The sequence below is a fragment of the Nodosilinea sp. LEGE 07298 genome (assembly GCF_015207265.1).
In the GTDB taxonomy this organism is placed as follows: domain Bacteria; phylum Cyanobacteriota; class Cyanobacteriia; order Phormidesmidales; family Phormidesmidaceae; genus Nodosilinea.
Genome location: NZ_JADEXE010000350.1, coordinates 1 through 6279, shown reverse-complemented (window position 1 = coordinate 6279; position 6279 = coordinate 1). Strand labels below are relative to the sequence as shown.

General features: G+C 47.8%; 6 protein-coding genes. All 6 read left to right on the top strand.

The genetic code is table 11. The annotated features are described in order from the left end of the window. Positions 1 to 383 precede the first annotated feature (383 nt). The 6 genes from IQ273_RS28965 to IQ273_RS28940 all read left to right on the top strand — a co-directional run bounded on the left by IQ273_RS28965 (position 384) and on the right by IQ273_RS28940 (position 6217). Positions 384 to 1046: a phage tail protein gene (locus IQ273_RS28965; RefSeq protein ID WP_194026579.1), complete on the top strand. Its 663-nt coding sequence runs from the start codon at positions 384 to 386 to the stop codon at positions 1044 to 1046. A gap of 8 nt (positions 1047 to 1054) precedes the next feature. Beyond that, on the top strand, positions 1055 to 3301 hold the full coding sequence (locus IQ273_RS28960) for a hypothetical protein (protein ID WP_194026578.1): 2247 nt from the start codon (positions 1055 to 1057) through the stop codon (positions 3299 to 3301). Beyond that, a complete protein-coding gene (locus IQ273_RS28955) occupies positions 3301 to 3585 on the top strand; it encodes a hypothetical protein (RefSeq protein ID WP_194026577.1) in 285 nt (94 codons plus the stop codon). Before IQ273_RS28960 ends, IQ273_RS28955 begins: the two co-directional genes overlap by 1 nt. Further along, positions 3578 to 4321 (top strand): hypothetical protein, encoded by a 744-nt coding sequence (locus IQ273_RS28950; RefSeq protein WP_194026576.1) that lies wholly within the window; start codon positions 3578 to 3580, stop codon positions 4319 to 4321. Before IQ273_RS28955 ends, IQ273_RS28950 begins: the two co-directional genes overlap by 8 nt. Before the next feature lie 265 nt (positions 4322 to 4586). Beyond that, positions 4587 to 5381 (top strand): GIY-YIG nuclease family protein, encoded by a 795-nt coding sequence (locus IQ273_RS28945; protein ID WP_194026575.1) that lies wholly within the window; start codon positions 4587 to 4589, stop codon positions 5379 to 5381. Next, positions 5378 to 6217, top strand: coding sequence for a tail fiber protein (locus IQ273_RS28940; protein ID WP_194026574.1), 840 nt, complete (start codon positions 5378 to 5380; stop codon positions 6215 to 6217). Before IQ273_RS28945 ends, IQ273_RS28940 begins: the two co-directional genes overlap by 4 nt. Positions 6218 to 6279 lie beyond the last annotated feature (62 nt).

Sequence of the window (6279 nt, the reverse complement as noted above, 5' to 3'; positions counted from 1 at the left end):
ATACCTTCAGTGTCTTTTCTTATTAGCTTAAATTGGATCCGGTCTCAGTGATGACTCAAGGGGCAGGGAGAACACCTCTCCCGCCTATCTAGCTGTCGTCACCCGCCACGTTCAGTGTCGTCTAATAGACAATCTCTGGGAAGCTTTTCAAAGCTATCTAGAGCCCAGCATCCAATCGCCTGGGGATACCCTGTTCATCGAAGAAGTTCGGCATCAGCTGCGCTTCGTTGCTGGAGTGAAGCTGATCGATTACGTCCTGCTCAACGATGTTCCAAACAACTTGGACATGCCAGAGCCGTACAGCATGGCAGTGCCTCTAGCAATGTCTCTATCCCTGGCGGACGAGTCAGGCAATCTCTTTGAATTAGTTCGCGGGCTCGGTGATGACCTCTAGTAATCCTGTCTACGAGCGCTGGTACCAACAGTCTCGCCCTGCCTACGGGCTCACCCCTGGCGTCAATGGTGGCTATAGCGAGAACTCAGCCGCTGATTGGCTAACCCGTCCTGTCGATGACCTGTTCATCGAGCTACGAGACAAGGTTGATGACCTAGGGCGACAACTGAACCCCTTAACCTGTGATGCCATATGGCTCGACTACATCGCTGGGTTCTGTGGATTTACTGGGCCCTACTGGGATAAGAACTGGGCAGTCCAAGCTAAGCGTACGCTGCTGAGCAACTGCTTCAGCCTCATCTGGCCATTGAAGGGAACATCACGCGCGCTTAGCTTTGTCCTCAACGCCTTCGACATCAAGCACATTATTCAAGAGGGCACGTCCTTCATCATTGGCGTGGACGAGGTTGGTGATGAGTTAGGCGTAGTTGCCTGGGACTACACCATCCTTCTGCCTAATGATTATTACAAGACCGAGAAAGAAACCTTGGCTCGAAGACTAGATAGTCTATTCGGCCCCTGCTGGTGTACGAAAAAGATCATCTTCAGCAATGAATTCTTCCGAACGTTTGAAGTCCTAGGGTTCACAGCCAATGACCAATTCACCTTATTCTCCCCCAACCCCGCCGCTGGCGAAGCATTCCAACTTTAGGACTTTCAATGACTGATAACATCTTGAGCCGCGACGAGGTTATACTTCGCCGCATTGGCGACCTTGACCCTGCTACCACGATTAACGATACGGACGAACTTTCAATTAGCCAGGGCGGGGCCGTTAGAAAGACTAACCTTGGCGATATCTTTGCCTCCGTGGCAGAGGAAGCTGTGGAAGACGTTGAGGAGTTGAGAACTGAGATTCTCACCGCCCTTGGCGACTATGTGAATGTCTCGACCGATCAGGACATCGCAGGTACTAAGACATTCACTGTTGGGCCTAGGATTGGTTCTGCTAGCACCCAACAGATTCTGTATGGTGTCGCAGATACCGCCAACGATTACTTGCGGTGGGGTTTTGGCAAGAACTCAGCTGCCGAAGCTGGCTCTAATGCAGGGTCTGACTTTGTCCTCAACTCTTATTCAGACGCAGGCACCTATCTAGGCACACCTCTAAAAGTAAAAAGAAGCAGTGGTCTTGTAGACCTCAGTGGAGCCTTAAACCTGGCAGGCTCTTTGAGTGTTGGCGGTGTTGCTACTTTGGCAACATTAGCCGTTACAGGTAGCTTAAGCGCTGGTCCTTCTACTCTTTCCCTAGCAACCATAACGGGCAATGCTACTGTAGGTGGGACTCTAGGCGTAACTGGGATAAGCACATTCACTGGGCAAATCAACAGCAATCGAATCAATGCTGTCTTTACTGGTGCGTCCAGCGGCCAGCACAGCATCTCAGCAATCTGTCAGGCTACTACCGGCGACAATATCTCTGGTATCAATGTCTCCAGCTCGAATACCAAGTTCAGCTCTGCTCAGATTACTGGTGTTGAAGAAGGGCACGGCACCCTCAAAATCTCCCACGTAAAACCTACTGCTTCTGATGTCAACGCCGCTGCCCTAAGCATTGACCTCAAAGGTACCGGGACTGCTGCTAAAGGCATCTTCATTACTGCAACCGAAGGTGGTACGACCGGCAACCTCTTAGACATTAGAAATAATGCTCTAGGGCGCTTAAGACTCACCAGCGGAGGCAATCTCATCCTGGCTGAGGATTTTGAAGCAGCTGACGGTCGCCTTACTATTCGCTTAGTAAACGATACTGAATCTGGAGTCTCTGTAAGCGCTAACTCTACGGGTGGTTCTAACTTATTTGAACTTCGACGTAGCTCTGACAATGCTGTTAGAACTCGCTTTGATAGCCAGTGCCAGTTCGTTACTCAGCAGAATGCCTATTTTACTGGCTCTGGCCTTCAGATTGGATCTACCTCAACTAACTTTGGTGGTGGTTCGCTAGGCATCATTGGCATCAATAATGCTGGTACTGTTCCTACCTCTAATCCAACCAATGCTGTAATCCTCTATGCCCAAAGCGGGGAATTCAAAACTCGCAGCAGCGGGGGCGTCATTGCGACTATGGGCGATGCTCTCAAGATTCAAGGAGCAGCAGTTCAAAGTGCTACGCCTACGGACGGTCAGACCCTCGTTTATGTGGCAGATAACTCCAGGTATGAGCCTCAATCAGTAACAGGATTAACTGGTGTGGCTCAGACGATTGATGGTGTTAAGACCTTCGCCAGCTCTCCCGTTGTTCCTGATGTCACTGTCGGCACCAAGGATGATAAAGCTGCCAACACTCAATTTGTTCAAGAGAGTTTAGAGACTGCTGGCTGGAGATTGGTTGAAGTTTATACGACTGTTGGCGATGAATTTCAGGTCAACTTTATTGCTAGTGACTACACTTCTCTAGATATTGATGCCATCCGGTATAGAATCACTAATTTATCTGGAGGAAGTGGTTTAACGGGTCGAGCTTGCGTCATGCGTGTTAACGACCTAGCAAATGACCAAGCTGTTGATAGTTGGTCGTCTGCGGGCATTTTTACTGACAGCGAAACTAACTCTGCGGCTTATTCATCTTTCGCGGGCGCGTGGTCAAAGGGGCCATTTGCTTATGCTTCTAATACTGGTATTAATGCTTCCTTAGTGGAAGGTAATACTCAAGTAATGGGGTTAGCTGGGAGGTTAGTTGGTTCCAGCAAAGAGCAAAGAATTACTAGAAATACAGCCAACACCGCCGACACTTTCCAGGAAGTTAACTGGTCTATGTGGAGTGCTCCTAGTATCTACGCTACCAATAAAATAACCCAAGTTGCCTTCATTTCTTATGTCTTAACTAGTGGTAGCGGCTTAGGTGCGCTAGCTAACTATGCAGCCAATATCAAGTTTGAATTTTACATCAAGGTGAGAAATAGCTAATGAATGATAATCCTAATTGGCTTCAACTCATTCAAGACGTAAATACTGGGCCTATCCTGTTGCCTTGGATGTTGGAGAACGCTACTCCAAACTACTTCACCTACTTGATGGCGGTGATCGCCAGTCCTCATAGGCAAGATTGGATGCTTTACGCAGCGCTGAACCTCATATTCACCGAGGAAACTAACATAGACATTCTCGGTGAATTAGTTGATGTTCTCGATCGCAATAACTTTGATTCAAACCAGCTAACTTTCTTACAAGGCACAAGCCAGAATGACTAATATCTTAGGAACCTTAGCTGACTCAGCTGGGACAGGCCTCGCTGGGTCTTTGACTGCGCGGTTGGTCTATAACATCACTGATGACTCGACCATTCCTGACAGCATCTATCTGCCGGTCGAAGTGGCGTTTGATATCACAGCTGGTGAAGTTGACATCGACTTGCCCGAGAGCGAAACGTACAACGTTCCTTACCAATTCACATTCACGATTGATGGTGAGGATGCCCCAATCATTGACTTCTTCGCCATCGTTCCAAACGTTGGTACCGCCGAGTTCGCAAGCCTAGTTCCCACTGGGATTAACAACGCGAACCTCGACACAAGCGCGCTGCGGGTAGCAAAGCTTATTGCTAGCGATGCTGAGCTGATTGTAAGGATTAGGCCTGCTCAGCTCTTCAATATTCAGGCTGAGGGTGTTACTGCAAGTACCAAGTGGTTCATCAATAAACCTTTTGCGTCAGGAGTCCTGATTAGAGGACTACGAATTCTAGGTATATCAGGCTACGCCGATTGGACTTTTCGCGTTGGCATCGTCAACAGTAGTGGAGTAGATGTTCAGCTAACTATTGGCTCTACTCCATTAGATTCAGAAGTGAACGATCGCTTGTTTAAGCATCAGGTTTATACCTCCTCGCAGCCTGACACGATTCTAGGCATGTATATCGAGGCTGTGCCTGCGGTTGATGCTGATGCCCTCACTGCCTCTCTAACACTTGAGTTCACCGAGACAGCTTAGGCGTTCTCAAAACATTAATTTCACTTAGGACAGAAGATAAATGGCTCTCAATTCAGATGCTGCTATCGGCAAAGCTATCGAGTTTTGCTTGAAAGCAGCCGTCAAAACCACAAAACCAAAACCAAAACCTAAAGAGAGATTGGACAGACCTGGCTATGGCTAATTGCTGATACTCAAAAGTGGGCTAGGAAAGGCTTAATTACCCTTTCCGAAAAGATGTATCTGCTGCATCCTGCCCACTAAAATCAGCAGCTGGAGCAAAGCAGTGCCCGGTATTTACGAAATCAAAAACACGGTGAATGGCCATAGCTACATAGGCCTTACTAGCCGGAACGTTAGCGTAAGACATCCTGAACATTGGTGCAATTTAAGGGGCAACCGCCACGCGAACCCTTACCTTCAAGCCGCGTGGAACCTGCATGGTGAATCGGCTTTTCAATTCACAGTACTTGAAGAGTGCCGTGATGACGGAGAACTTCTAGGGGCCATTGAAATAGGGTATATTGCCTTTCTCAAAGCAACAGGCCAAGGTGCAGAATATAGCCTCCTCCTAGGGGGTCAACATGGCAAGCACTCAGAAGAAACCAAAGAAAAGCTTCGGCGAATCAATAAAGGTAAAAAACAGTCTGCCGAGCTTGTTGAAAAAAGAATCAGCAAAATAAGGGGTGTCAAAAGGTCACCTCAGACAGCTGAGCATAGAGAGAACTTGCGGATTGCAAAATCAACGAAGGTTTGGGTATTCTATGACCCTGACAATAACTTGATTGAGTTTAAAGGCTTAAATAAGTTCTGCGACGACAACTCTCTAGACTCTAGGTGTATGCACAGGGTCTATCACTCCCAGAAGGATTCAAACGGTAGAGCGTACATACAACACAAGGGCTATTCAATAAAACCAAAACCAGTGTTGGTTAGCCCCGATGGCCAAGAACACATAATCACAAATAATCTGGCCGCTCTGGCGAGGTTATACAAGTTAGATAATAGCTGCCTAGCAAAAGTTGTTAGGGGCAAACTTAAGCATCACAAACAATGGAAATTAAAGGAGAATAAATCGTGAGGCCTACTTTAAATACAGGGGATGTCTGGCAAGATTCCCTGGCAAATGCTGCTGGGTTTCCCCAGATGACGGGTGAAGACGAATATGGTCATGGCCCCAAGGTAATTGATGAATGGTTAGACGATGAACCCGACCAGATAAAAGCTCAGTTTTATAACTGGAAGAATCGGATTCAGATTACCGAAACCTCTGGCCTGAACGTAAGCTATACCTCGGCTGTGGCATTACTAACCAACGGCACATCTGTAGCAATCAACGCTGGGTCTATTACCCTGCCCAACAACACATCAGGCCGAATCTTTATCAACGATTCTGGTGCAGTAGTTCAGGGAACAACTTTCCCTCAGCTTTGTGTTCCCCTAGCCTACTTTGAAACAGCTGCTGGGGCGATTACTACTCTGTCGGATTTACGATATCAATCCGTTGAAATCGTTAGTCCTGTCAATATTTCAGCAGCGTCTATCTTCAGTATTGGGGATATTAAAGAGTCTGCTCGCAGTGCTCCTGAAGCAGGCTGGCTCTTGTGTGATGGGACAAGCTACGCTGTTGCCACCTATCCTTTGTTGCATGCTGCTATCGGCACTGTCTACAACAATTTAGGCGATCCTTTAGGGACGTTTAGAGTCCCTGATTGTCGGCAGAGAGCAACGATTGGTGCTGGTACTGATGGTGTCCTAACCAACCGTACTTTGGGCACTAAGACAGGCGCTGAAACCGTAACAATTACGGTCGCTCAGATGCCTACACACGGGCACAATGCCACTCAGACAGCCTTGGTGGTGCAGAAAAGTCCTGAAAGGGTTGTTGTGAAAGGAGTCCCAAATGAGACAGGGTAGATGGGAAGGGGCATTTCATGAGAGGCTTGAATTCCCCAACTCAAGGCCAGTCTCATGGAAAC

What these genes read in the sequence shown, in the direction of transcription:
- IQ273_RS28960 (WP_194026578.1), top strand. Translation starts at nt 1,055, where the DNA reads ATGACTGATAACATCTTGAGCCGCGACGAGGTTATACTTCGCCGCATT.
- IQ273_RS28965 (WP_194026579.1), top strand. Translation starts at nt 384, where the DNA reads ATGACCTCTAGTAATCCTGTCTACGAGCGCTGGTACCAACAGTCTCGC.
- IQ273_RS28955 (WP_194026577.1), top strand. Translation starts at nt 3,301, where the DNA reads ATGAATGATAATCCTAATTGGCTTCAACTCATTCAAGACGTAAATACT.
- IQ273_RS28950 (WP_194026576.1), top strand. Translation starts at nt 3,578, where the DNA reads ATGACTAATATCTTAGGAACCTTAGCTGACTCAGCTGGGACAGGCCTC.